This window comes from Vallitalea sediminicola, assembly GCF_054408565.1.
Genome location: NZ_BTPT01000037.1, coordinates 139,484 through 163,315 on the forward strand (window position 1 = coordinate 139,484; position 23,832 = coordinate 163,315).

The following is a 23,832-nucleotide window of genomic DNA, read 5'->3' on the forward strand; positions in this document are numbered from 1 at the left end:
GTTTGAATATTTTACAGGTCATGGATATCAAGACGTTGGTTTTAGCGGATGATTATATTGAAGCAAGAATAGATATTACTGATTTTTATAATCAGAGTTATGGTATAGTTCATGGAGGATTGACAATTACTTTTGCAGAGACATTGGCTGGTTTAGGTTCAAAGAATATTCTTGATGAAGACTACATAGCGGTAGGTCAGAACATAACGGCTAATCATCTTAGACCTAAAAGAATAGGTGGTTATTTACAGGGAACAGGAAGACTAATTCATAGAGGTAAACGAACCCATCTATGGACTATTGAAGTAAAAGATGAAAGAAATAAATTAATTTCTGTAATTAATGTGACCAATGCAATAATGAAGATTGATAATATCAAAATTGAGAAAGGGGATAATAGCTAATCATGGAAAGATATAAGAAATGGTTTCCATTCAAAGATATTAATTCATTAAAAGACAAGAAAAAACATAAAGTATTTTGTTTTCATCATGCAGGAGGAAGTGCTTCTAATTATAGATCTTGGATGATGTATGATACTGATATAGATATATTCTCTATTGAATTACCAGGTAAAGCAACTAGAATGACTGAAGATTATATCTCAAACTACGAAGAGTTGATTCCAGAAGTAGCTAAAGCCATAAATGAAGTATCATGTGGACAAGATTATACACTATATGGTCATAGTATGGGAGCAATGATAGCTTTTAAAACAGCTTTCATATTACAGAATGATTATAATAATAAGCCTTCTTCCTTGATTGTTGCTGGTAGACATGCACCTGTAGATGATATAAAAGACAGGTATCAGACCTATATGGAAGATGATGAATTAGTAAAAGAATTAAAAAGAAATAATGGAACACCTAGAGAAATTTTGGAAAATGAAGAAATACTAAAAGTCATAATACCTGCAATAAAAAATGATTATAAGTTAAATGAGTCCCTAGCTTATAAAGATGAAGTAGTTGATATTCCTATTATAGCCCATGCGGGAAAAGCGGATTTTGATGCTAATAAAAAGTTGATGGAAAGATGGGGACTGGTTACAACAGACATGTTTATGCTAAAAGAATTCCAGGGAAGCCATTTCTTTTTGCATGAGTTGGGGAAAGATTATTATGATGATATACTCAAAAATATATCGGCAATCAATGAAATATAGTGTAGGAAATTTGAAATTTCTATAATCAAAGATTAAAAGGGGCTAGGGTAAGCCCCTTCTATACTATATGTAAGTTTATACTATATCTTAATTATTCCATCATGTATATGTAGAATTCTGTCACAATGTTTAGCTACTTCATTATCGTGTGTTACTATTATAATTGTTTTATTCATGCATTGTATTTCACTAATCATTGACATAAGAGATTCAGTATTCTCAGCATCTAATGAACCAGTAGGTTCATCCATTAGAATTATATCTGCATCAAGTGACAAAGCTCTTGCAATAGCCACTCTTTGTTTCTGTCCACCTGAGAGCATGTCTGGGTAATGTTTTGCTTTTTCACTAATATCTAATACTTCTAAAAGCTCACGTATTCTTTGTCTGCGAACCGTTTTCTTTACTTTTCCATAGATCATAGGCAGTTCAATATTTGATTCTACAGTATAATAATTTAATAATGCAAAATCCTGTAATACAAATCCAAAACATTTATTTCTAAGATTTGCTTTTTCTTTTGAAGAATAGCTAGTAATATCCCTATTTTTCAAGAGATATGTTCCTGCGCTTGATGTGTCAAGACATCCAAGGATATTTAATAACGTAGTTTTTCCACAGCCTGAAGTGCCCATAATACCAAGTATTTCACCTTGATTGACTTTTAGGTTAATAGATTTCAATGCATGTACTTCATAACCTTTTCCTTTATATACTTTTGAAATGTTATTTAATTCAATTATACTCAATTTGAATATCTCCTTATTAACATTATTATGTTTTTTGAATAGATACTAATTAATGGGTAAATCAAAATTAATCCTCCTAAAACTATACTTCCAACTAAAGTAAATATGGAGGCTTTGTTAAAATGAAAAATATACAAGTTAACTGCATTAGATATAATTATTAGTAACGTTACTTGTAAAGCAACCCTTATAAATATACTTATTTTTCTCGCACCACATATTAGATGCACTGAAAATTCATACATATTATCAGAAATGAATTGGGCTATATTACCAAACAAGCCTATAACACTCATTATAAGTATGAGGATACCTAAAGTCATATTAAAGAGAACGGCTTCGATTTTGTCTTGACTTATTATTTGGAGTTGTTTCTTGAAATTCCTAATTTTTAAATCATACAAACCTAAATCTTTTGACTTATTTACAATCTCTTTCATGTTTTCTTTGTTATCTGATATAAAGTATGAAGCTAGAAAATTAAATGTATAGTTAAGGGAATCATTAGACATCGAAATACTTGGTACTACAAATACAGAATCCAAGTAAAATATTTTTAACTCTCTATATGGAGCTATATAATATTGTCCTTTCTCAAAAAAACCTATTACCTCATAAGGTTTGCTTTGAATGTCATATATTATATCTCCTTTTTTATAGTAATCTTTGAAATCAGCCCCTAAAATTACTGGTATATTATTAGTATTACTACAGCTGTCATACAACTTTTTGATTTCATTTATATTAAAGTCACCTTTTAAATCAAAAATCATATAAAAATTACCAGTTACTCTTATTTGGGTTATATTATATCTCCCATTTTTTTCATATTCTACAGCTTTTTTAGGTAATGCAACATTACTTTCAAATACAGCATCCATACTGCTATCAACGGTATATTGTTCAACAGATTCATTGTTTTTTATGAATTGGTCTAATTCTAACATTTTGCTATAGTATTCATTACCAGACACTAGTCTGCTAAAATGATAATCTTCTGTTATATTTTGAAGAATATATATGTTCATTTTTTCCATCATTGAAATCATTTCATTTTCAACCATATTTGCTTCATCTGCTAAATTTATAACAAAGGTGAATAAATATAAAACAGCAATAAACTGAATACATGTGAAAACAAATTTTAGCAAGTTTTTATAGATATCATAACCTAAATATTTTAATTGTATCATTTATATTCACCTCAAAATTTTTGATATTATTATCTTATTAAAGTGTTTTAAAGATAACATTAATATTAATATTCCTAAAAATAAAAGAATAACAAAAGCAACAATTATATATAAAACATTAAAAGTATCACCAAATAAATGATATATTGATGGTACAGATTGCATAGATTTTGAGTTAAAGATTAATATAATTGCCGGTAACATACCCATAACAAAGCTTATAGAAATTATTCTAATATATTCCTTTATTAGCCAAATATAGATTTGATAGTTTTTACATCCAAACATTTTTCTTAATCCAATTTCTCTCTTCCTCGCACTTATCCATACAATAGTACTTGAGAATGCATTCATTATAACCAGAATACCTCCGATTAAAATAATTATTATCATTAACTTGGAATTAGATACAACTCGTGTTATTTTTGAGGCATCTTTATTGATTCCTTGTTGATAGTTTATAATTATTTTTTCATTCTGGTTTAAAATAAATTTTTTAATCTTATCGAATTTTTCACGAGTTTTAGTTTTAAAATCAAAGTAATATATGCCTAGAATCGATTCGCTTTTTAAGTTATCACTATTAAGATTTACATAATACATAATTTCATCAATAGAATTTCCTATTGTTCCCTCAAAAACACCAATGACCTCATAAGGGAGTCCTAAGTGATTAATGTAGAGTTTATCTCCTTTTTCAATGCATTCAGATAGATAGTCATTAGAGATAATAACAACATTAGCGTGGGTTGAATAATCAATATTATTAAATAACCGTCCATCTAAAAGTTCTAACTGAAAGTTATAATCCGGAGAATAAAGAATACCCCTTCCTATCTTAAATCTTTTAACCACCATATAATTATTATTTTGGGATTTAATATTATTAATCAAGTTTTTGATTTTTAGTTCATCATTATTTTCGCTTTCAACTAATTTAATATCACTTATTATGTAATCATCTGATATACCAGGAATTTCTTTGGTAGTTGTACCACCGAATTTTATAATAGAGGCACTAGCAAGTGTTATTAGAAAAGCTGATACACAGAATATTGAAATCAATAACTTGGATTTATATAAAAATGATTTCATATTTCCCTCCAAATGATAGCGAAAAGACAAGAAATATCTCTTCGCTATTTATCTTGTTACTAAACTATTCTATTGATAATTCCAACCATATGTACAAGTAGCTGTCTTTAATGGGTTGTTTATTTTTGACAAGCTTGTATAAACCCATTCTGTACTTGGTCTGTAATAAACATCACTTATCTTAGTTGTGTTGTATGACCCTTCGTATATATTAACCCAACTATTTTTTATGTATTTACCTACTTTAACACCATATTGAGTATCATTAGATTCTGTTTCCCAACTTGGAGTAAATGAAGTTGCAACTTCTACATTTAACCCACTACTAATACTTGCCCAAGGACTAAGTTGAGCAGCACTTGCTACGATTGTTAAAGTTAAAATTAATGCTAAAGATAAACATATAGATATTTTTTTCTTCATAATAATTTTTGTATAAAACTTAATTTCATACTCTCCTTTCCGAATTGAATTGAATAATTAAACAATTGCTATGATAATCTAAAAATTTTATCGTCTTCTTTATTATAGTTTTTGGATTTGTGCACACAAAAATATATATAAAGCATAACTTTATATCTTATTTATAAAAGTATTAGCATAAAAAAATATAAAATAAATAATTAAAACAATTTTTAACATTTTGCATTTTTATAATACATTATTTGATTATATTTGTCAATGGATTATATTCAGAATATTTAATTTAAATCAATGATTTAATATTTTTAATGAAATAGTTAAGAAATGCTATAGTAGGTGTTTTTATTCTATACCTAAAAATAGAAAAAAGGTAATCATATGTAACATAAAATGATTGCCTTTGTTTTTAGTATATATTATTAATCTCTATCCTTAAACATCTCCGAAGGAGATATTCCCATAGTTGATTTGAAAACCTTGCTAAAGTAATATTGACTACTATAACCAGTAGTTTTTGCCACGTCTTTTATCAATATGGATGGATTTTCTTTAATTAGATTTACTGCTAGATCCATCTTTAATTTGGTTATATAATATGTAATAGAAACACCTTGATACTTCTTGAATGCTCTGCTTAGATATGAAACGTTGAAACCAAACATATCAGCAAGTTCATTGAGGGATATATTCTCACAGTAATGGCGGTCAATATATTCAATAACTGGATTGAGGGAGTTAAGTGTTTCTGAATTATCAGCAATACTTTCTTTAGAAATCAGACTGTTATATAAATCCATGATTTTCTCTATAAGTTCATTATAAGTAAAGCAATTGGATAATGCATCATCAATTAGATATTCTATCTTTAACATTTTATTATCAAAATTAACACTATGTTCTTGGAGTATTGAAAATATGTTTTTCAAGAGATTTGCAACTTTTTCTTGAGACATATTTCGTTCTTCGCAGTATAAGAATATCTTTTCAATCTCATTTTTGAATAATTTCCGATTCTTTGATTTCAAATAAGTAATAAGCATATTGATGTTGATTTTATCATTTTTACTAGCTGTACGTTTATTGGAATCATGTAAAAAAACTATATTGGATTTAGAGAAAATAATATTATCCAGTAAAGAATAGCCAATTTCAATATAGTTTTGGGACAATTGCTTAAAGGAGGTTATACCACGACTGATTACAATAGTATAATTGAAACCAGAATACTTGTCCTTGAAATAGCTCTGTGTCTGTTGAGTAAATTCATCTGTAATATACTTATTCTTTTTATAGAATCCCACTATTATTGTCATTTCATTGGAACGTGCATGAGGTATAAAAAATATATCCTGTGATGACGAATTTTTGAATTTTAGGGAAGTATAATAATCTTCAAAAAATTCTTTGCTATCATGACAGGAATTATCAATACGTTTATTACCAATACAAATATGAAAAATATTATAAGTGTCAAAAATGGATTCATAGTTATTAGGTAGATACTGGGGATTTATCATAAGCTTATATATATTTTCTTTTATTATTCCCTTACATTTTTGTCGGATTTTTTCTAATACTTCCTCTATGTTTTCTGTAGTAATGGGTTTCAGAAGATAATCTGTTACTTGTAAGGTAAGAGCTTCTTTAGCATATTCAAAATTATTATAGCTGCTGATAATTACAAATATCGTATGAGGATTTAATTTCTTAACTTCCTTGATTAAATCAAGTCCACTCATAACTGGCATTTTGATGTCTGTAAAAACAACAACTGGTTTTAGCTTTTTTATTTCTTCTAAAGCTGTAATACCATTTGATGCTGATCCTATAACTTCAAAGTCAGAAGATAACAGGTGAATTTTTTTTATAATGTTATCGCGTAGTATTTTTATATCCTCTACTACGTAAGTTTTTATTGACATAAAGACACCTTCTTGTTGGAATGTAATTAGTAAAAGTAAAAATATTATATTTTGAAAGTAAAATATCTACATTGTTGAATATAGATATACGTACTATAATTTATTTTGTACTCGAGATATTTTTTAGGATAATCTCATAATTATCATATTGATACTGTAACACAATGTGTTGAAATCTACTCAATATAATAACTGCAAATTGTGTATATAGGATTATATTTCATAATTATGGAATTATCTCAACTAATAATAGCACGAGTAAATACATTATACAAGGAAGGTTGATAAAAATGTTTTCAAAAGTTAAGAGATTATTAGCTCCAGTGTTATGTTTGGTTTTATTATTTGCGTTAACTGCATGTTCTACTAATGATAAAACTACAAAATCAGAAGGAACAAAGTCTGAAGCTAATAAAACAAATGATAAAAAGGATAAAGAGAAAAAATCGGTAACCATCAGTTATGCAATTCCAAGTAGCCAAGCCAATAATGATGCAGTAATTAATGCAATAGAAGCATGGGAAACAAAAACAGGAAATAAGATTGACTTGCAGTCCATTCCTGATGATCAATATGATAGTGTAGTAAAAGCAAGAATTGCTGGTGGAGATGGCATAGATATATTCAAAGGTCCTTTCCAAGTTCATGATGTCGAAAATACTATGGTTGAATTATCCGATGAAGCTTTTATCGATCGTATAAGTGAGCCTGTACTTGATTCATTAATGTTTGATGGAAAAGTATATGGTTTCCCAGGAGCAGAAGGAGTAAGTTCTTTTGGATTCTTCTACAACAAAGATGTTTTTGAAAAAGCAGGTATAACAAGTGTTCCAACAACATTTGAAGAATTTGATAAAGTTTGTTCTACATTAAAAGAAAAAGATATAAACCCAATTTTCATATCAGGTAAAGACGGTTGGACATTGCTTCAACATAGAAATGCTGTTTCAGGAACAATTTATCAAGAAAATAATAAAGTATGGGATCAATTAAACAACAATGAAATAAAATGGACAGATATCAATGAATTCAAAGTCCAATATGAAGCATTAGCGAATTGGGCTAAAAAAGAGTACATAAATGAGAGATTCTTGACAGCTACTTATGAAGAAGCCATGAATGAAGTTGCTACAGGTACATCTGCAATGTTATTAAATGGTAGCTGGGTTGTTGATGGTATTCTAGGTTATAATGCTGATACCAATATAGGATTTATTCCATTACCAACATCTACAGGAACACCTAGCATCCCTGTATCTGGTTATGGCGGAGGTTATCATATAGCTAAGACAAGTAAGTCTATTGATACTGCTAAAGACTTTTTAAGATTCGTGATTGAACCAGAAAACGTGGTTGCTTACATAAAAAATGCTCCTGGTATAGTAGCTTATAATGATGTACCAGAAATTGAAGAATTACCAAAAGTATTTGATGATATAAAAGCTTATGTTGATAAAGGTCAAAATGCACCTCATGGTGACACAAAATATATTGTACCTATGAATAATAATGAGATTATAGCTATCTATCAGGAATTATTGGCAGGAAGAATATCTGTTGATGAATTCATTGAAGATCATCATAAATCATATGAGAGTAATGCTAAAGCAGCAAATATTCCTAATTTTTAAGTAACATTTTGAATAGTAACAATGATGGGGCTGTAATAAATAGACAGCCCCCAATATTTATGAAGCTAATGAAATAATAAAATAATGTTTGTAATAAAAGATAAACAAACAATTTAAAAGGTGATAAATGACATGATGAAAGAAGGCAAATTATTAAAAAAGAATTATCCTAAGTACTTTTTAATCCCTGCAATAATTATTTTCACTCTTTTTTATGTTGTTCCAGCGACATTAGGGCTAGTACTTTCATTTACTGATTCGTCAGTAAGAAGTAATTCTTTTAATTTTATTGGATTAAAAAATTATATAGCTTTATTCAGAGATAACGGTAAAACTTTTACCGATGCTATTGGAAGACAATTCTTATACGCAGTAACCATATCCATAGGAAAAACATTGATTGGACTTCTTTTTGCTCTATTTTTGAATGTTAAGTTCAAGGGGAGAAATTATTTAAGAGCATTAATATATGCACCTATCATGTTTAGTCCTGTAGTTATTGGTATATTATTCAATTATATATTAAAATACAATGGTTTCTTTAATACAGTTCTAAATTCTATGGGATTATCTGTATTGATAAGAGACTGGCTTGGAGATTTCAATATTGCACTCTGGTCTGTAGCTGGAATTGATATGTGGGTAGGAGCTGGTTGGAGTATGGTCATGATTCTTGCGGCATTGCAATCAATTCCAGGAGATGTATTAGAGGTTTCACAAATTGATGGAGCAGGACCTTTTGTTAAGTTTTTCAAGATTAAATTGCCTTTCATAATGCATGCCATCAATTTATGTATGTTAATGAGTATTATATCAGGATTAAAAGCTTTTGATCTTATTTATACCACAACAGGTGGTGGTCCAGGAAGATCAACTGAGTTATTGACAACGTTCCTTGCTAAATCATTATCATCAGGTTCCTTGGGATATCCAGCAGCTATTAGTTCAGTTCAATTTGTATTGATAACGATAGTAGCACTGGTCATTAATAAAATACAAAGGAGGCTGGATGTATTATGAAAATGAATATGTCCATGAAAAAACATATTTCAAGGGTACTTATAGCAATTGTTTGTCTGGTGATATTGTATGTTTATGCTATGCCAATGTTGCTTTTACTATTAAACTCCGTTAAGAATCAGACTGAATCAGCCATTATGAGTTTTACACTACCAAAAGAATGGATGTTTGAGAATTTTATTAATGTACTTAAGAAAGGAAATATAATAAGAGCATTTTTGAACGGTGCACTAATCGCTACATCCATTACAGTGATTACTATATTTGCATCAGCTCTTTCAGCGTATACCATTGTCAGAAGAAATGATAGAACAAGTAAAATTGTGTACTCATATCTCATCGCAGGTATGATTGCTCCATTTTCTTTTGTACCAGCCATAAAATTATTACAAATGCTTAATTTATATGGCAGCTACAGTGGAATCATTCTTATTGACTGTGCCATTCAAATACCATTTACGGTACTTATGTTTTCAGGATTTATTAAAGTGATACCAAGAGAATTGGATGAGGCAGCTATCATTGATGGAAGTGGACCTTTACGACAGTTTTTTCAAATTATACTTCCGACTTTGAAGCCAGCGGTTTCAACTAATGTTATCTTACTCTTCACATTTGGTTGGAATGATTTTCAGAATATCCTGTTTTTGATGCCAGATTCAAAGAAATGGACAATGCCTATGTCAGTATTTAATTTTCAAGGACTATATACTTACAATTATGGTATGGTATGTGCTAATATGTTAATAAGTATTATACCAATTTTAATTGTATATATCTGTACTCAGAGCTACATAATTAGTGGAATGACAGCAGGAGCTGTAAAAGGATAACAGAATATGTACATTAGAAAAATTGATGGTATATTGAAAGGATTATCATGTGTAGAAATTTCAAATTCAAGAATAAGATATTATTCATATTTATTACCATTTTTGTGGTCATCGTTATAATGTTTTCAGGAACGTTATATTACTATTCATCAAATACTGTGTTGGATATAAGACATAGATATCTACAATCTTCTGCTGGAGATATTTCAGCACAGATAGACACGGTTTTTAGAAGCGTAAATAATGCTTCAATAGCTTTTACAATGGATCGTAGTAATATTGATTTGGTAATGGATCTGTACAATAATCCTGATGATGAAAATTTTTACATGAAGAAGACCAAGTTGTCTAAGAATCTTTCAACCATATATACCATTATAAATGATATATATAATGTAGTAATATTTTTACCAGACCATAATAAATTTTTTACATATTTGAAACCAAATGAAAACCTTATGAATAATCCTTGCAATCTCTATACTGATGATACAGTCGAAGATTTGATTAAAAGTAAAAAAGGAGCTCATTTGGATGATTGGTCAGAAGATCCAGGAATAGTCTTTTCATCAATAGATACTTTCAAGACCATGTATTCTAGAAAACTAGGCTATCTGGAATTGCAGATTCCATATAAAAAAATAGTGAGGATCTGTGAGTCAAAAGAAGTTTCTTTTGAAGTATATATTTTTGATGACCAAGGCAATATTATGTATCCTTACATAGATGATGAAGATGAAACAATAGAAAAAAGTAGGTATTATAGGTTAGCTTCCAATGACTATAGAGATTATAAAAGAAAGAATTATATGTTGGCAAATTATACTTCTGAGTATATGGGATGGAATACTGTAATTGTTGACAAATCAAATTATTCCATGAATAAAATTAAATTCAATACTGTAATTATTTTTGTCTTTTCATTAATACTATTGTTATTTACTGTTTTTATCTATAACTTTTTGATTAAGAAGCTCACATTACCATTGAGACTTCTTACCAATAAAATTGAAAATATAAGTCTTGAAAATCTATCGTTACAAGTGAATTCCCAAGACTTAGATGAGTTTGCTATGCTGGATAAATCGTTCGAGATGATGTTTGCAAGATTAAGACATGCCATAAACAATGAGTATGAGGCTAAAGTCAGGGATTTTCAATCATTATATCAGTCAATGCAATCACAGATTAATCCTCATTTTTTATATAATACTTTAAGTATATTGAGTATTAAATGTGAAGAAGGGGATGGAATGGATGCCAGTAGGATGTGTTTGGAGTTAGCCGATATGATGCATTATACGGCTTCATCTCCAAACACTTTGGGGAATATATCTACTGAAATCAATCATGCAAGGAATTATTTGAATCTGTTTTCCAATCATTATGAAGAGAATCTTAGCTACGTAATTGATGTACATGATAAGATGCATGATATAAAAATACCAAAATGTATTATACAACCCTTAGTTGAAAATTCTATTACTCATGGACTCGAGAATATAATGCCTCCATGGGAAATAAGTATATTGGGTAATTGTACAGATGAAAAATGGACTATTAAGATATATGACAACGGTTGTGGATTTGATGAGCAAAAGTTAACGGAGTTAAAGAAAAAAATAAAGGAATATGAGAAAAATATACTGGATTATAATTTAACCAATAATCTGAATATTGGTGGGTTAGGATTATTGAATACATATGCAAGGCTTAAAATACATTTTGGGGATAATCTATTTTTTGATATTTCTAAACCTAAGGGTGGGGGAACTTTAATTATTTTTGGATGTGATTATGACGGTGAATTTTAATAGAGAGTTGAATGATATTATATTAATAAGATTGCTTAGACAAATGAAGGAAATTTTTGAAATTGGAAGGAAGTAAACAATATGAACAAGATGTTGGAAAACATTATGAAAAGAACAGAATGGTTCAGAAAAGATAGATTTGGAATGTTTCTTCATTGGGGACTCTACAGTATTCCAGCCAAAGACCCTTGGGTAAAAAGTCTTGAAAAAATGACAGATGAAGAATACCAAAGATATTTTGATAATTTTAACCCATATCTTTACGATCCTAGAGAATGGGCAAAGATGGCAAAAGAAGCAGGGATGAAATACGCAGTACTCACCACTAAACATCATGATGGTTTTTGCCTATTTGATTCGCAGTATACCGATTATAAATCAACCAATACCCCTTGTGGTAAGGATTTGATAAAGGAATATACAGATGCTTTTCGTAAAGAAGGTATAAAGGTGGGACTATATTATTCACTATTGGATTGGCATCATCCAGATTACCCGGCTTATGGTGATGAAACTCATCCAATGCGAAATGATGCTAGAGTGAGGAATCATGTACATAATTTTGAAAATTATCTTGACTATATGCATAATCAAGTTAGAGAATTGTGTACCAATTACGGTAAAATAGATATCATGTGGTTTGATTTTTCCTATGAGGACATGATAGGAGAGGTTTGGAGAGCAGAAGAATTAGTTAAGATGGTAAGGTCTTATTTTCCTGATATAATAATTGATAATAGACTTGAAACAAGTGGAAAAGGAATGGGAAGTATTGTTACAGAACAACCTAAAAGTTATAGCGGGGATTTTGTATCTCCCGAGATGATGATACCACCTAATGGAATATGTAATTATGCAGGGGAACCAGTCCCTTGGGAAACATGTACAACTTTGAATAATAATTGGGGATATTGTATTTCAGATAAGGAATTCAAATCAATAAAAACCATCATTAGAAAATTGGTAGAATGTATAAGCAAGGGCGGCAATATGATTCTAGGTGTGGGACCACAACCAAAAGGAACAATTGATAAAAAATCATCAAGTATGTTACAGGATATTGGAGAATGGATGGAGAATAATAGTGAAAGCATATATGGCTGTGGTATCTCAGAATTTCCAAAACCTGAGTGGGGTAGATATACACAAAAAGGCAATATAGTATATGCACATATCTTGGAACAGCCTATTGGACCCATCCCATTAACGGGTATTCCAAAAGAACGTATCAAGTCTATTAAATATCTTGCAGATAAAACAGAGATAGGACGAGTTGATACTTGGATAGTGGATTCTTATAAAGACATATGCTTTGTTACATTAGGTGAAGTTCCACATTTTACATATGAACTATATGATGATGTAGACACAGTGCTAGAAATTGAGTTAATGGATTAATTCTAACTAATGAACATGAAATTGAAGAAATTAATTTTTGCTATGGGAGAGAAGGTATTTTTATATTCATAATACCAAATTGAATAGTATTAAGGGGAAAGGTAATAAATATCATATATTTGAATGGAGGACATAAAATGTCTAAAAAATTAATGAGTTTAATTCTTATGGTTGTTTTAGTATTTGGATCTAAAGTTGTTATGAAACCAATGTCAGTGCAAGCTTCTACAATGCGACGAATTATTGACAATAATCACCCTGTCAATCTAGTTAGCTATTATGGAGAAGATAATGAGACAATTCCTGAATTATGGAGTTCAATTCCTGATGAGATGAAACCATATACAGTGTTATTTATTATATGTGGGCACAAGAATATAGATGCTGATAAGAATTTAATAGAGCAGCATGTATCTATTTGTCAACAAAATAATATCCCATGTCTTGTTCAAGTGGTTAATGGAGAAACAAAAGTAAGTGAACATATTCCAATTAGTTTCCTTGAAGAGCTTATTCAGAAGTATTCTTGTGTAATTGGATTAAATGGGGCAGAGCTATATAATTCCATAAAATGGTATGGTGAATCAGAAGGTAACCATTCTCAATACCTAGCTGATTTAGTCAATATGGTATCCAATTATGATGCATACTTCATGTGGACAGATACCAATATTTTTGGTACTAATGGCACCATAATAGATTGGATAGAAAACAATCAAAATCTTATTAATGCTTTACGCACTCATAGGGATAATTTTATTATGATCTATAAAGAATCTTATGGAAGTCTAAATACGGATAGTGTTTTACTAGGGCTTTGGTTATCAGGATTAGCTTCTAATTGGGGGATTTCTTCAGATTGGTGGCACTGGCAAGTAGATGGTTATCAAAAACTATTTGGAGAGCCTAGAACTTTATTCACAGGAGGTTGGAAGATGCCTTTGACTTGGCCTGAATCCCTCTATGTAAGTTCTATTTTAAGAGGAATGAGTGAGGGTGCTACATGCTTCTTCAGTGAGGCTTCATTTTACTCTGTATCCCTTCATGGAAAGCATACACCTGCATTTACAAATGCAATAATGCCCTTATGGTCTAAAATAATTGATGGTACTTATAAAATCCCATCAAAACAGGAAGTGTTGGATAAGAACAAGTTCACTTATGTAGGGAATACAGGTTATTCTGTCCCTTATGAATCTCCATACAGTAATTTGTATATGTCTAATGGAAGGTATGGTATTATTCCTGTAATACCAGCTAATTGTAACGATACTGAGAAAGCTAATTTTGAAAACCTTTCCACTACAGTTAAAGATAAGGCTTATTTTGATACATTATATCCAAAAGAAGTTATGGAAGGAAATACTTTTGCATCAAGAATCGGGGATCAATGGATATGGATGAACAGCAGTGAAAACACCAATGTCAATATGTATTCAAAGATAAAGCCACAAATTAATACAAGTGAGTTTTTTATGATAGAGGGGACACCACACACAAGTCTTATATTGAAGGAATCAGAAAATAGATTTGTTGGTCATATTAGTAATTATCGTGTCGACAAGGATGCTCTTTGGGGAGATCTACATAGCTGGGAGAAAGATGATGCAATTGCATATATCAAATCATATTCCACTCCAGGAAATCCAAATGACCATACATTAAGAACTACTAAAATTACCATGAAAGGCAGTTATGACGGTCAAAAGCCTCTACTTACGATAAGTGGTAAAGAGGGAATGAGTTATACTGAGGATTTTGATTCGATTCATAAGATATATACATTAACAATTCAGCATAATGGTCCAGTAGATTTTGAGATAACTGCTGACGGAAGTGTTTTATCTAATAACCTTGCATTGGATAAAGAGGTATCAAGTAGTGTTGATGATTCAGGAGTCAATAGAAGTTTTGACAGTTTAGTAGACGGCGTCAGCACTTTGACACCATCCCAATATATGGAATACACAGGTAATGGAGAAGGAAACCAATATATAGATGTTGACCTTGGTGGAGTATATCCAATTGATTCTTTACATTTAACTAGATTTTATGTTGATGGGAGAATATATAATGATACGGTAATGCTAATTTCAACAGACCCTAATTTTTCTACTGAAGCTACGACAGTAGTATATAACGCTAATGCATCTGGAAATTTGGGTTATGGTAATGGAACTGATAGTCCATATGTTGAGACTCAAGGAGGTCATTGGGTTGATTTGGATAATATAGTAGAAGGAAGATATGTGCGTATATGGTCTAATGGTAGTAATGTAAATTCATCCAATCAATATGTAGAGCTTGAAGTGTATGGGGATGAAACACAAGTCATTGTACCAACTCCATCTAATGTAGCAATAAGTAAAACAGTGACCAGCAGTGCGACTACACCAGGAGATAATAGGACTTTTGCTAGTTTGGTCGATGGTATTAAAAGTATTACACCACCGCAATACTTGGAATACATTGGTAATGGAAATGGTAAACAATATATACAAGTTGATTTAGGAGAATCTTATCCTATAGATGCCATTAATTTAACAAGATATTATTTGGATGAAAGAATATATAAAGATACATTGATTTTAATTTCCGATGATTCAAGTTTTTCAATTGATGCAACTACCGTAGTGTATAATGCCAATATATCAGGGGATTTGGGATATGGAGCTGGTACAGATAGTGAGTATCCAGAATTATCGGGTGGTAAGACAATTGACATGGAAAATCCAGTAGAAGGAAGATATGTACGTATTTGGTCTAATGGCAGTAATGTTAATTCGTCTAACCATTTTGTTGAGTTGGAAGTGATGGCAAATTAATTATTGGGGAAAGAGGCTGCAATTGAAGATGATACAGTCTCATTTTCCCTTTTTCTTTTATAAAGTCTAACGTTCTAATCAGTTGTAGTTTCTGTAGTAGGTGGGCGATAAATTCCTTTACAGTATGTCTTATCTCCTCCCCAATCAAACTGTGTTTTTCGATCGGATTGTTTAATTATTTGTAGCATATCCAGTCCAACATTATCAGGGTCTTTGGTATCAGTTAATCTATCAATATAAAACACTATGTATTCATCTTCATCAGTACTAACAAAGTTAAGGGTTTTAAGCTCAATCTCTCTATCGTCTCCATCTTTTGAATCGGAACCTTCGCTAGCATTTTCTACTGATATAATGTCACCTTTATAAAACTCTATCAAATATGCAATGTCATCATCAATAGTAAGAGCTTTTTCTAATGCATTTGAAGAGAACATAGCTTTTATTGCTTCTGAATCATTGTTATTCAAGGCTTTGATAATTTGTTCAAAACGTGTTTCTGATATTTCGCCATCATCTCTTGAGTATGTTCTATGAAAAAGACTGCAAGATGATAAGGCTAAGGTAAGTAGTGTGATTATTGTAAATAATAGTAATTTTTGTTTGTTAATCATTTTTTCTCCTTTCTAATGTTTTGCTTCCCATTCATATTCTGCTTGCATAGAGTCTTCGTAAAATGTCCACATAGAATTATCTTGATTTATATTATAAAAACTTTTCCACATATCTGGATTATCAGAAAAATTTATTGTTGCTTTAACCGTAAGAGCATTAGCTTTTATATTTTGAATATCTGGATTAAATCCAGTTATCCACCAGTTATTTTCTCCAGGATCCCAATCAAAAATATCATTACTATCACTGTCTTCTAATGATAAAGTCATAGGTAGGGACAAATCTTTATCTATTAACCAATGAGGTCCACCACCATAATATATTCCTACTTCAGCACCTGCACCAAGGTTAAGATAATCACCTTTCCATATCCATATCCTATACTGTTCACCATTACATGAAAAATTATAAGTTTTTGCATCCATACTTGTAACACAATCAAAAACATAGTCATAAATAGCATTATATCCTACATATTTTTTACTTTGTAATAATGCATCTTGTTTAGCATGGTATATCCCATCTTTTCTTTCGAATCCTCCTAAATCAAAGGCTTCTGGAAACCAGCCATTTTGTGTAGCGTAAGTAAAAGCTTGATAAGGTATTGAATATGGATAAGTATCTTTGAAAAAATATACTGTTTCCCTGGTAACATCAGGAATATGGTCTAATACACTAATAGCATTCTCTACATTAGTTAATACCCACTCAGGAGGTTTGATGGTATACTCATCAAAGAAAGCTGGAAGATCATTGAAGTAGTCATATATATTGAGGCTTAGAGCATCAATAGAGTTTGAAATTAGACCATTATCTTTTAAATTATCAAATCCAACCATACGGAAAGCTTGATAAGTAGCTCTATCCACCATACCTGTTATATCAACGTTTATTCCTTTTCCACGAATATACTGCTGTATTTGCTTCATTCTACCTGTAAAGTAAGATTGATAATCGTCTATACAATTACCAAATCGCGCTAACGTATGTTTATTGTTTATACGAGTTCCATTATTATCAAAGAAATTCTTTAAGTGTGTTATGCTGCTGGTTAATTGATTATAAATGCCTTTAAACCACTTATGTAAAATAGATATATCCTCTTCCTTAGATTGTTTTATGGCAGTACCAACTGAATTAATATCTATTTCTAATAATCCATTTAGAAGCTTTTGTATTTTAAGTTCACCATTACTATATTCAGTTATTGCTTCATTAATTATTTTACTTGTGTTGTAAGTATGGTCAATAAGATTCTGAAATTCATTTAGTAAAGTATCAAGCTGATTATTTATATTATCTCTTCTAACAATGTCGGTGTCAATAGAATTGCTAATTATTTTGAATTCATTAAAAATATTGTCTATTCTTTTAGATGTTTCTATTATGTCTTCTTCTTTTTTTGATAAATCTTTCAAATTATACTTTGTATTTTCCATAATTCGCTCCTTTCTTTCTAAAAATATTATATCTATATAATTCTAAATTTTCAATAAATCCTGACGAACGACACGATTTATGGGATGAAATGCATAATTAATAACATATTATATGTATGTAATTTGAAATTAATGGATTAATTTTTGTGATAATTGTAGATAATGACTAAATATCATATTGACAAAACCTCCATAAATTAGTATCATAATAATAAGTAAATAAACTTTACTAACTATATAAAAGTTGAATTAAGGAAAATATTGAAATGAGCGTATAGATATTTAAGTTCAATATATGACAAGGAGATTATTTATGACTAGAGCAGGCAATCAATCTATGGTAAAAAAGAATAATCAGAAAGCCATCGTTAAGTATTTAATGCAGAATGGGGCTGCTTCTAGAGCTGATTTAGCTAAGATACTTGAAGTTAGTAAGCCAACCATATCAAAAAATACTAATGAATTAATCGAGTATGGAATTCTCATAGAAGAAGGAAAAGGCGATAATGAACTAGGTAAAAAATCTATTCTAGTTAATTTCAATAAAGACCATAAATACGTCCTAGGTATAGACATATCAAAAAGACGATTCAAAATTGCTCTAGGTGATTTGTTATGTAATATAAAATACACATTAGACATTGAGTATAATCACCCAGATGACATAGATTGTATAACGTTCATTGAGGATTTTATACATAATAATAATATTACTAAATCAGATATATATTGTATTGGAATTTCCTATCCAGGTATTATCAGCAATGGAGCATTCCCTAATATATTATCTGAAAAGGTTAATCAAATAAAACTACAAAAATTGACAAATGCTATAGATAAAGTGTTTGATTCCAAAATAATAATTAAAAATGACATCAATCTAGCTATTATCGGCGAGAGAATTATTACAGGATTAATGGATATCAATAATCATCTGTATATAAGTGTTGATGTAGGTATTGGTGCAGGACTTATTATTAATGGGAAACTATATGAAGGTGATCGAAATGGAGCAGGTGAAATAGGATTCACAGTACCTAATATACATGTGGATGGAAAGTACGTTAACATTGAAGAGGTAGCTTCAAAAACAGGTATTATCAAGATTATAAAAAAAGACTTCAATAGTATAACTGAAAGCAAATTATATAAATTATGTGATGGGAACATGGATAATATATCAATAAATAAATTCGCACAAGCGCTAAAGCAAAAAGATGGATATTGTGAGGAGCTTATGGACAAAGTATCTAAATACTTAGGAATAACTATAGCGAATATTACAGCCTTATTAGATATAGAAAACGTTGTTATTGGTGGAGACATACCTAACTTGGATGAATCAATTTTAATTAGAATTAATGAAGTAGTATCTAACTTAGTTCCATTCCATACATCAGTTGATATTGCAAAAGCAAAAGATTCTAGTCTGATAGGAGCAGTTAAAATAGCTACGGAGCAAACTATAGAAGATATTTTGAATTAGAGAACAATATGACATTAATGTTGTATTCAATATAAAAATTAACTTAAAGATATAATGACATACAAGAAAGGGTGATTACATGAAATGTATTTATAACGGGAAAATATTGATTAATGGGAAATTTGTAAGTGATAAGGTAATTTTATTTGATGACACAATAAATAAGATTATTGATGAAAGTCAATTAGATAGTGAAACCATTGATGAAAAGATTGATGCAAAAGGAAATTATATTGTTCCAGGATTTATTGATGTACATATACATGGCTATAAAGGTCATGATACTATGGATGGCGATATCAATACATTACGAACTATTAGTAAGAGTATACCAGAAAACGGGGTCACATCTTTTTTACCAACAACTATGACAATGGACGTTCCTACTATAAGAAAAGCACTTGATACAATTAAAACTCTTATGGAAGAAAAAACTTATGGTGCAGAAGTATTAGGAACACATCTAGAAGGACCTTTCATCAGTGAAAAATATAAGGGAGCTCAATCAGATGAGTTCATAATAGAGCCAGATGGAGAAGTTATAAAAGGTTATGAAGATATTATAAAAATTATTACTATAGCTCCAGAAGTAAGTGGGTCCTTAGATTTTATAGAAAAATATACAAAAGACTATGGCATAAGATTTTCTATGGGTCATTCAGCAGCTTCTTATGATGAAGCTATGAAAGGAATTGAAAAAGGAGTATGCTCATGTACACACTTTTTCAACGCTATGACAGGTCTTCATCACAGAAATCCAGGTGTAGTTGGAGCAGTTATGAATTCTGACATAAGATGTGAAGTAATTGCAGATACTATACACGTTAATCCAGCACTATTCAATTTAATAGCACAAGTCAAAGGAATGGACAAAGTATTATTAATAACAGATGCTATCATGGGAGCAGGACTTAATGATGGTGAATATAGTCTTGGTGGACAAAAAGTATTTTTAGAAAATGGTAAATGCATGTTAACTGATGGTACTATTGCAGGTAGTTCATTAAAATTGAATAAAGCAATCTATAATTTTACAAAACACTCAGATTATTCATTAGAAAAAGTTATAGAATTAGCAACTATAAACCAAGCAAAATATATTGGTGTTGAAGATAAAAAAGGTACTTTAGATATTGGTAAAGATGCTGATATTACGGTAATTGATGACAAACTAGATATATACTATACAATTGGGAAAGGAAAGACATTATATGAAAAATCAAATTAGAGGTATGAGAATAATCGTTACAGGTACATATGAAGAAATGAGTAAGAAAGCTGCAACACTAGTAGCTTCTCAAGTTAATCTAAAACCTAATAGTATCTTAGGATTAGCAACAGGAGGAACTCCAGTTGGTATGTATAAAGAGTTGGTTAAAATGTATCAAGATGATGAAGTGGATTTTAGCACAGTCAAGACATTCAATCTTGATGAATATTATCCTATAGATAAAACTAATGACCAGAGCTATTACTATTACATGAAAGATAACCTTTTCAACCATGTAAATATTAGCGAAGAGTGTATTAACATCCCTAATGGACAAGCAAATGATATTGAAGAAGAATGTTACGAATATGATAAAAACATTTATAATTCTGGCGGAATAGATTTACAAGTATTAGGTATAGGAACAAATGGACATATTGGTTTTAATGAGCCAGATCTAACATTTGAATCAGGTACGCATAAAGTAACCCTTGACGATGAAACAATAAAAGCAAATTCAAGATTCTTCGATTCAATTGATGAAGTGCCAACAGAGGCTATAAGTATGGGAATGAAAACTATAATGCAGTCCAAGAAAATAGTTCTCCTTGCAAATGGTGAAGCGAAGGCTAAAATTATAGAGAAAATGTTATTCGGAGAAATTTCTCCTAATGTACCTGCTTCCATTTTACAACTACACCCTCATGTTATAGTGATACTTGACAAGGAAGCAGCAAAATATATACAAGATAAAATACAATAAAAAGGAGAAACTATGAATCAATATAATGTTAAAATTATTAATGAAAAAGACATTGATTGGGACAAGATAGATGAATTGACTATTGATAATTATCCATGGTATGAAAGTGGACTGAAACAAGCTACACATGTTAAAACTGTCATATATAATAGATGTATTGAGATAAAAGCTTTATGCGAAGATATTCATAGTTACAGTAAAGAGACAAAATTAAATGGAGATGTTTACTTAGACAGTTGTTTTGAATTTTTTGTTACTCCAGAAGATAATCTAGGTGGAGGATACTACAATATGGAAATGAATTGCTGTGGTGTACTTCATTTAAGTTACAAAAGTGAAAAAGGTGAAAAAGTTTTCTGTACCAAGGAACAAAGAGATAGGATTACTATAATTCCTACTATAAAAACTCAAATAAAAGAAGAATCAAGTGAGGATAAAGTATGGGAACTATCAATAATACTGCCAATAGAAGTATTAGAAGAAATGAGCGGTAAGGAAATTAGTTACGATAAGGGATGCTGGTATGGTAATTTCTATAGATGTGGAGGTTTAACCGAGCCACAGTATGCCGCATGGAATAACATAGATTTTGAATATCCTAATTTTCATGTACCTGATCAGTTTGGAAAATTGATTTTTAGTTAATACCACCCAAATATATATTATTTAAGGAGGACACTATAATTGTGTTCTCTTTTTGTTTCAAATATTATATAGGTGCTAAAATTGAGGATTCATTGTAGAAAATGTTAATAAATGGTATAATAAAAGGTAAATATGGTATAAATATCTACCTTTTTATACTGTTAAAAAAGATACATAAAAACTACATTAGGGGGAAGACAATGAAAGATTATATGGAAATTGCTAACAGTAACATAATATTCATTTTAGCAGCTGTTCTTATCTTATTTGTATTAATTCAATGTGTTGTATTCTTAGTCATATCTTGGAAGCGTGGAATCGCTATAGGAATGTCAAAGGAAAAGATGATGAGTGCTGTCAAATCTAGCGCAATATTTTCAATCGTTCCGTCAATACCAATCATAATATCATTAATTGCAATTGCACCTGTTTTAGGAATCCCTTTTTCATGGATGCGGTTATCAATAGTTGGTTCTGCACCCTATGAACTCATTTCTGCAGATATTGGAGCTAAGAGCATGGGAGTAGCTAAGCTTGGAGCTAACGGATATACTTCTTTAGTATTTGGTAACTCCATTTGGATAATGAGTATAGGAATTATATGGGGATTATTATTTTGTATCATAGGTTTGAAGTGGTATCAGAATAAAATGAAGAACATACAGAAAAAGGATTCTAATTGGTTAGCTGTATTAATAAATGCATTATTTTTTGGTATGCTATCTGTATTCATAGGACCTCCAATAGTAGAAGGAGGAGTCGCATTATTAGCATTACTTAGTAGCGGTATAATTATGACACTACTAACACTTATAGGCAACAAATTCAAGCAGGAATGGATTAATAACTTCTCATTAGCTGTTAGCATGTTGTGCGGCATGATACTAGCTGTAGTATATACAGGAATTCTGTAAGGAGGAAAAACTATGAATTATAATGATAGAGTACATAGAATCGGAAGAATAACAGGGAGTTGTGTATTGATAATGATTATTCTAGTACCAACAATCATATGTATTAAATATGATATATTCCCACCAATGTTGAACTCATTAAAAGGAGTAGGCATGGTCTGTATGATATACATACCTATGTGTGCAGCTGAATTTGCTACATATACACCAATGTTAGGTACTAGTGGATCATACTTAGCATTTGTAACAGGAAACGTAACCAACCTCAAAATACCCTGTGCTCTTATGTGTATGGAAAATGTAGGGGTCAAACCTCAGACAGAAGAGGGAGAAGTTATTGCTGGTATCTCAATAGCAGTATCCGCCATAGTGACTGTTATTGTTGTATTCATTGGAATGCTGGCTGTAGTACCATTAGAACCAGTACTTAATTCTCCTGTTCTAAAACCTGCTTTTGATAATATATTACCTGCTTTATTTGGGGCACTTGGAGCATATTGGATTCAGAAGCAATGGAAATTAGCTGTCACACCTTTAGTGATAGTAGTTCTGGTCTTTGCACTATTTAATGTTCCATCAGGTGCTGAAGGTGTTATGATACCTATAATGGGTGTGATATCAGTTATATCTGCAAGAATCATGTATAACAAGAAATTTGTAACAGGAGTATAGAAATATTTCTAAGGAGG

The 23,832-nt window shown here is 30.4% G+C and carries 21 protein-coding genes; 14 read left to right on the plus strand and 7 right to left on the minus strand.

The genetic code is table 11. From position 1 onward, the window contains the following. The first annotated feature begins 2 nt into the window (after positions 1-2). Together ACX6CF_RS16350 and ACX6CF_RS16355 are read left to right on the plus strand one after the other, a co-directional pair. Positions 3-404 (plus strand): PaaI family thioesterase, encoded by a 402-nt coding sequence (locus ACX6CF_RS16350; protein WP_458786422.1) that lies wholly within the window; start codon positions 3-5, stop codon positions 402-404. A gap of 2 nt (positions 405-406) precedes the next feature. Then, positions 407-1,168 (plus strand): thioesterase II family protein, encoded by a 762-nt coding sequence (locus ACX6CF_RS16355; protein ID WP_458786423.1) that lies wholly within the window; start codon positions 407-409, stop codon positions 1,166-1,168. Positions 1,169-1,248: 80 nt separating this feature from the next. On the opposite strand, the gene ACX6CF_RS16360 is transcribed toward ACX6CF_RS16355, so the two are convergent. From ACX6CF_RS16360 to ACX6CF_RS16380, 5 genes are all read right to left on the minus strand, one after another. Continuing rightward, the gene (locus ACX6CF_RS16360; RefSeq protein WP_458786424.1) at positions 1,249-1,917 is read right to left on the minus strand and encodes an ABC transporter ATP-binding protein; all 669 of its coding nucleotides are present in this window, start codon (positions 1,915-1,917) and stop codon (positions 1,249-1,251) included. Then, on the minus strand, positions 1,914-3,110 hold the full coding sequence (locus tag ACX6CF_RS16365) for an ABC transporter permease family protein (protein ID WP_458786425.1): 1,197 nt from the start codon (positions 3,108-3,110) through the stop codon (positions 1,914-1,916). The genes ACX6CF_RS16360 and ACX6CF_RS16365 overlap by 4 nt, the downstream gene beginning before the upstream one ends. 6 nt (positions 3,111-3,116) lie before the next feature. Next, positions 3,117-4,205: an FtsX-like permease family protein gene (locus tag ACX6CF_RS16370; protein WP_458786426.1), complete on the minus strand. Its 1,089-nt coding sequence runs from the start codon at positions 4,203-4,205 to the stop codon at positions 3,117-3,119. A 69-nt stretch (positions 4,206-4,274) separates the two neighbouring features. Then, positions 4,275-4,628 (minus strand): hypothetical protein, encoded by a 354-nt coding sequence (locus tag ACX6CF_RS16375; RefSeq protein WP_458786427.1) that lies wholly within the window; start codon positions 4,626-4,628, stop codon positions 4,275-4,277. A gap of 419 nt (positions 4,629-5,047) precedes the next feature. Further along, positions 5,048-6,550, minus strand: a complete 1,503-nt coding sequence (locus ACX6CF_RS16380; RefSeq protein ID WP_458786428.1) for a response regulator transcription factor — start codon at positions 6,548-6,550, stop codon at positions 5,048-5,050. Between the two features lie 290 nt (positions 6,551-6,840). Between ACX6CF_RS16380 and ACX6CF_RS16385 the strand changes: the two genes are divergently transcribed. The 6 genes from ACX6CF_RS16385 to ACX6CF_RS16410 all read left to right on the plus strand — a co-directional run bounded on the left by ACX6CF_RS16385 (position 6,841) and on the right by ACX6CF_RS16410 (position 16,071). Then, entirely contained in the window at positions 6,841-8,181 is a 1,341-nt protein-coding gene (locus ACX6CF_RS16385) for an ABC transporter substrate-binding protein (protein ID WP_458786429.1), read from the plus strand. A 132-nt stretch (positions 8,182-8,313) separates the two neighbouring features. Beyond that, a complete protein-coding gene (locus ACX6CF_RS16390) occupies positions 8,314-9,201 on the plus strand; it encodes a carbohydrate ABC transporter permease (RefSeq protein WP_458786430.1) in 888 nt (295 codons plus the stop codon). Next, the gene (locus ACX6CF_RS16395; protein ID WP_458786431.1) at positions 9,198-10,034 is read left to right on the plus strand and encodes a carbohydrate ABC transporter permease; all 837 of its coding nucleotides are present in this window, start codon (positions 9,198-9,200) and stop codon (positions 10,032-10,034) included. The genes ACX6CF_RS16390 and ACX6CF_RS16395 overlap by 4 nt, the downstream gene beginning before the upstream one ends. A 47-nt stretch (positions 10,035-10,081) precedes the next feature. Next, positions 10,082-11,848 carry a sensor histidine kinase gene (locus tag ACX6CF_RS16400; RefSeq protein ID WP_458786432.1) on the plus strand — a complete coding sequence of 589 codons (1,767 nt, stop codon included), beginning with the start codon at positions 10,082-10,084 and terminating at the stop codon, positions 11,846-11,848. Between the two features lie 90 nt (positions 11,849-11,938). Further along, the gene (locus ACX6CF_RS16405) at positions 11,939-13,246 is read left to right on the plus strand and encodes an alpha-L-fucosidase (protein ID WP_458786467.1); all 1,308 of its coding nucleotides are present in this window, start codon (positions 11,939-11,941) and stop codon (positions 13,244-13,246) included. 137 nt (positions 13,247-13,383) lie between these two features. Beyond that, positions 13,384-16,071, plus strand: coding sequence for a glycosyl hydrolase family 98 C-terminal domain-containing protein (locus tag ACX6CF_RS16410; RefSeq protein ID WP_458786433.1), 2,688 nt, complete (start codon positions 13,384-13,386; stop codon positions 16,069-16,071). A gap of 74 nt (positions 16,072-16,145) precedes the next feature. On the opposite strand, the gene ACX6CF_RS16415 is transcribed toward ACX6CF_RS16410, so the two are convergent. After that, on the minus strand, positions 16,146-16,685 hold the full coding sequence (locus tag ACX6CF_RS16415; protein ID WP_458786434.1) for a DUF5104 domain-containing protein: 540 nt from the start codon (positions 16,683-16,685) through the stop codon (positions 16,146-16,148). Between the two features lie 12 nt (positions 16,686-16,697). After that, positions 16,698-18,125, minus strand: a complete 1,428-nt coding sequence (locus ACX6CF_RS16420; RefSeq protein ID WP_458786435.1) for a DUF4474 domain-containing protein — start codon at positions 18,123-18,125, stop codon at positions 16,698-16,700. Between the two features lie 313 nt (positions 18,126-18,438). Between ACX6CF_RS16420 and ACX6CF_RS16425 the strand changes: the two genes are divergently transcribed. From ACX6CF_RS16425 to ACX6CF_RS16450, 6 genes are all read left to right on the plus strand, one after another. Then, on the plus strand, positions 18,439-19,611 hold the full coding sequence (locus ACX6CF_RS16425; protein WP_458786436.1) for an ROK family transcriptional regulator: 1,173 nt from the start codon (positions 18,439-18,441) through the stop codon (positions 19,609-19,611). 79 nt (positions 19,612-19,690) lie between these two features. Continuing rightward, positions 19,691-20,839, plus strand: coding sequence for an N-acetylglucosamine-6-phosphate deacetylase (gene nagA / locus ACX6CF_RS16430; protein ID WP_458786437.1), 1,149 nt, complete (start codon positions 19,691-19,693; stop codon positions 20,837-20,839). 4 nt (positions 20,840-20,843) lie between these two features. Beyond that, positions 20,844-21,584 (plus strand): glucosamine-6-phosphate deaminase, encoded by a 741-nt coding sequence (gene nagB / locus ACX6CF_RS16435; RefSeq protein WP_458786468.1) that lies wholly within the window; start codon positions 20,844-20,846, stop codon positions 21,582-21,584. A 12-nt stretch (positions 21,585-21,596) separates the two neighbouring features. Next, a complete protein-coding gene (locus ACX6CF_RS16440; RefSeq protein WP_458786438.1) occupies positions 21,597-22,229 on the plus strand; it encodes a carbohydrate-binding family 9-like protein in 633 nt (210 codons plus the stop codon). A gap of 200 nt (positions 22,230-22,429) precedes the next feature. Then, complete coding sequence (locus ACX6CF_RS16445) at positions 22,430-23,143, plus strand: DUF5058 family protein (protein WP_458786439.1); 714 nt, start codon at positions 22,430-22,432, stop codon at positions 23,141-23,143. 12 nt (positions 23,144-23,155) lie between these two features. Beyond that, positions 23,156-23,815 carry a hypothetical protein gene (locus ACX6CF_RS16450; protein ID WP_458786440.1) on the plus strand — a complete coding sequence of 220 codons (660 nt, stop codon included), beginning with the start codon at positions 23,156-23,158 and terminating at the stop codon, positions 23,813-23,815. Positions 23,816-23,832 lie beyond the last annotated feature (17 nt).

Bases quoted from the DNA above. Each gene is read 5' to 3' on its own strand.
- ACX6CF_RS16355 (WP_458786423.1), top strand. From the start codon at position 407: ATGGAAAGATATAAGAAATGGTTTCCATTCAAAGATATTAATTCATTA.
- ACX6CF_RS16365 (WP_458786425.1), bottom strand. From the start codon at position 3,110: ATGATACAATTAAAATATTTAGGTTATGATATCTATAAAAACTTGCTA.
- ACX6CF_RS16370 (WP_458786426.1), bottom strand. From the start codon at position 4,205: ATGAAATCATTTTTATATAAATCCAAGTTATTGATTTCAATATTCTGT.
- ACX6CF_RS16375 (WP_458786427.1), bottom strand. From the start codon at position 4,628: ATGAAGAAAAAAATATCTATATGTTTATCTTTAGCATTAATTTTAACT.
- ACX6CF_RS16380 (WP_458786428.1), bottom strand. From the start codon at position 6,550: ATGTCAATAAAAACTTACGTAGTAGAGGATATAAAAATACTACGCGAT.
- ACX6CF_RS16385 (WP_458786429.1), top strand. From the start codon at position 6,841: ATGTTTTCAAAAGTTAAGAGATTATTAGCTCCAGTGTTATGTTTGGTT.
- ACX6CF_RS16390 (WP_458786430.1), top strand. From the start codon at position 8,314: ATGATGAAAGAAGGCAAATTATTAAAAAAGAATTATCCTAAGTACTTT.
- ACX6CF_RS16395 (WP_458786431.1), top strand. From the start codon at position 9,198: ATGAAAATGAATATGTCCATGAAAAAACATATTTCAAGGGTACTTATA.
- ACX6CF_RS16400 (WP_458786432.1), top strand. From the start codon at position 10,082: ATGTGTAGAAATTTCAAATTCAAGAATAAGATATTATTCATATTTATT.
- ACX6CF_RS16405 (WP_458786467.1), top strand. From the start codon at position 11,939: ATGTTGGAAAACATTATGAAAAGAACAGAATGGTTCAGAAAAGATAGA.
- ACX6CF_RS16410 (WP_458786433.1), top strand. From the start codon at position 13,384: ATGTCTAAAAAATTAATGAGTTTAATTCTTATGGTTGTTTTAGTATTT.
- ACX6CF_RS16415 (WP_458786434.1), bottom strand. From the start codon at position 16,685: ATGATTAACAAACAAAAATTACTATTATTTACAATAATCACACTACTT.
- ACX6CF_RS16420 (WP_458786435.1), bottom strand. From the start codon at position 18,125: ATGGAAAATACAAAGTATAATTTGAAAGATTTATCAAAAAAAGAAGAA.
- ACX6CF_RS16425 (WP_458786436.1), top strand. From the start codon at position 18,439: ATGACTAGAGCAGGCAATCAATCTATGGTAAAAAAGAATAATCAGAAA.
- nagA (WP_458786437.1), top strand. From the start codon at position 19,691: ATGAAATGTATTTATAACGGGAAAATATTGATTAATGGGAAATTTGTA.
- nagB (WP_458786468.1), top strand. From the start codon at position 20,844: ATGAGAATAATCGTTACAGGTACATATGAAGAAATGAGTAAGAAAGCT.
- ACX6CF_RS16440 (WP_458786438.1), top strand. From the start codon at position 21,597: ATGAATCAATATAATGTTAAAATTATTAATGAAAAAGACATTGATTGG.
- ACX6CF_RS16445 (WP_458786439.1), top strand. From the start codon at position 22,430: ATGAAAGATTATATGGAAATTGCTAACAGTAACATAATATTCATTTTA.
- ACX6CF_RS16450 (WP_458786440.1), top strand. From the start codon at position 23,156: ATGAATTATAATGATAGAGTACATAGAATCGGAAGAATAACAGGGAGT.